1 protein-coding gene is annotated in these 1,779 nt (G+C 72.1%); it reads left to right on the plus strand.

The features are described 5' to 3' along the window. Window positions 1–1,670: catalase/peroxidase HPI (gene katG / locus ABT085_RS46145; RefSeq protein ID WP_351623183.1), on the plus strand; the 1,670-nt coding region annotated here is incomplete at its 5' end. Window positions 1,671–1,779 lie beyond the last annotated feature (109 nt).

The following is a 1,779-nucleotide window of genomic DNA, read 5'->3' on the forward strand; positions in this document are numbered from 1 at the left end:
GCCGCCCGGACGTCTGGGAGGCGGACGAGGACGTCTACTGGGGTCCCGAGACCACCTGGCTCGACGACCAGCGCTACACCGGTGACCGCGAGCTGGAGAACCCGCTCGGCGCGGTCCAGATGGGCCTGATCTACGTCAACCCCGAGGGCCCCAACGGCAACCCGGACCCGCTGGCCGCGGCCCGCGACATCCGCGAGACGTTCCGCCGGATGGCGATGAACGACGAGGAGACGGTCGCCCTCATCGCGGGCGGTCACACCTTCGGCAAGACCCACGGCGCGGGCCCGGCGGACAACGTCGGCGCCGACCCCGAGGCCGCCTCGATGGAGCAGCAGGGCCTGGGCTGGAAGAGCACCTTCGGCACCGGCAAGGGCGCCGACGCGATCACCAGCGGCCTGGAGGTCACCTGGACCTCCACGCCCACGCAGTGGGGCAACGGCTTCTTCGACAACCTGTTCCGCTACGAGTGGGAGCTGACCCAGAGCCCCGCCGGCGCCCACCAGTGGGTGGCGAAGGACGGTGCCGGCGCCGGTACCATCCCGCACGCCCACGACGCGTCGAAGAGCCTGGCCCCGACCATGCTGACGACCGACCTGGCGCTGCGCCTCGACCCGGCCTACGAGCAGATCTCGCGCCGCTTCCACGAGAACCCCGAGGAGTTCGCGGACGCGTTCGCCCGCGCCTGGTTCAAGCTGACCCACCGCGACATGGGCCCGCTCGCGCGCTACCTCGGCCCGGAGGTCCCCTCCGAGGTGCTGATCTGGCAGGACCCGATCCCCGCGGTCACGCACGAGCTCGTGGACGCCGACGACGTGGCCGCCCTCAAGGCCCAGGTCCTCGCCTCGGGTCTGTCGGTGTCGCAGCTGGTGTCCGCCGCGTGGGCGTCGGCCTCGTCCTTCCGCGGCAGCGACAAGCGCGGCGGCGCCAACGGCGGCCGTGTGCGTCTTCAGCCGCAGAGCGGCTGGGAGGTCAACGACCCCGACCAGCTCGCCCAGGTGCTGCGCACCCTGGAGGGCATCCGGGAGTCCTTCGACTCCGCGCAGTCCGGCGGCAAGAAGATCTCCCTCGCCGACCTGATCGTGCTCGCGGGTTCCGCGGCCGTCGAGAAGGCCGCCAAGGACGCCGGTGTCGACGTCGAGGTCGCCTTCACGCCGGGCCGTGCGGACGCCTCGCAGGACCAGACCGACGTGGAGTCGTTCGCCGCGCTGGAGCCGGCGGCCGACGGGTTCCGCAACTACCTCGGCAAGGGCAACCGCCTGCCGGCCGAGTACCTGCTGCTGGACCGGGCGAACCTGCTGACCCTGAGCGCGCCGGAGATGACGGTCCTCGTCGGCGGTCTGCGTGTGCTGGGCGCGAACCACAAGCAGTCGTCGCTCGGTGTCCTCACCGACACCCCCGGGGTGCTGACGAACGACTTCTTCACCAACCTGCTCGACCTGGACACGACGTGGAAGGCGACCTCCGAGGACGCGACCACGTTCGAGGGCCGTGACGCCTCCGGCCAGGTCAAGTGGACCGGCAGCCGCGCCGACCTGGTCTTCGGCTCCAACTCCGAGCTGCGCGCGGTCGCCGAGGTCTACGCGAGCGACGACGCGAAGGAGAAGTTCGTGAACGACTTCGCCGCCGCGTGGACCAAGGTCATGGACCTGGACCGGTTCGACCTCGTCTGACCGTCCGTCCCACCTCCCGCACCTGACAGGACGTGCCGGGCGGGGCGCGCGCGGGCGCCAGGGGCGGCGGGAGCGTGGGGGGGGCCTCCCCCCCCCGCCGCCGCGCGCC

The organism is Streptomyces sp. NPDC002265 (assembly GCF_040296125.1).
In the GTDB taxonomy this organism is placed as follows: Bacteria; Actinomycetota; Actinomycetes; order Streptomycetales; family Streptomycetaceae; genus Streptomyces.